General features: G+C 46.1%; 1 protein-coding gene and 1 pseudogene. Both read right to left on the minus strand.

The features are described from left to right. Nucleotides 1–80, minus strand: a pseudogene (locus tag R7Q38_RS25070) (DUF2878 domain-containing protein); the annotation flags it as partial. Nucleotides 81–85: 5 nt separating this feature from the next. Beyond that, a partial coding sequence (locus R7Q38_RS25075; protein ID WP_318114761.1) for a cyclopropane-fatty-acyl-phospholipid synthase family protein occupies nucleotides 86–1,009 on the minus strand: 924 nt, incomplete at its 5' end.

Raw genomic sequence — 1,009 nt, forward strand, 5'->3', positions numbered from 1 at the left:
AACCATTGCCACTCAAACGTACCAAGCACAGCAATAAACCAGCACAGTTGAAACCAAGTGGACGCAATCAACACTCTCATAATTGTTATGGGCGCTGGAAAGTCATGTGAACGGCGCTGATCGTACGAGCAAGAAAACCGCCTTCACAATAACTAAGGTAATAACGCCACATGCGGACAAACCGGTCATCGTACCCAAACCCTCGCACAGCATCCTCTGCGCGGTTAAAACGGCGATGCCACTCATTCAGTGTTTTTGCGTAGTCTAGGCCGATGTCAAACAAATCACGAACCACCAAATCACTGTGCTTAGTGGCCGCTTGTGTCAAAGACGTCACCGACGGCAAGAAACCGCCAGGGAAAATGTATTTCTGAATAAAATCGACATTGTTGCTGTAATAGTCGTAGCGCTGGTCCGCAATCGTAATCGCTTGGATAGCCATCAGGCCGCTAGGCTTTAATAATGACTCGCATTTTTTGATGTAGGAAGCTAAGAACTGTTTCCCCACGGCTTCAATCATCTCGATAGAAACCAATTTATCGTACGTCCCAGTAAGGTTGCGGTAGTCTTCTTTAAGTAAAGTAATTCGATCGGCTAAACCTCGTTGTACGATTTGCTGTCGAGCATATTCATGCTGCTCTTCCGAAATGGTCGTTGTTGTCACTCGGCAACCGTATTGCTCAGCCATGTATATCGCCATCGCCCCCCACCCTGTGCCAATCTCAATCACATGGTCGGTAGATTGAAGATCCAACTGCTGGCACAAGCGTTCCATTTTATTGATTTGAGCTTGCTCTAAGGAGTCGGCACTTGTGTGGTAAAGCGCTGATGAGTACAGCATGTTGGTATCTAAAAAAGCTTCATACAAATCATTGCCTAAATCGTAATGAGCATGGATGTTCTTCCGAGAGTTTTCTTGCGAGTTTCGATTCGTCCAATGGCTAAACTTGTAAAGTAACTTGGTAAGCCAACTACCCTGCTCCTCAAGCTTATCAAGGGCCCGCATATT

It is taken from the genome of Vibrio sp. Vb0598, assembly GCF_033338935.1.
Classification (GTDB): domain Bacteria; phylum Pseudomonadota; class Gammaproteobacteria; order Enterobacterales; family Vibrionaceae; genus Vibrio; species Vibrio alginolyticus.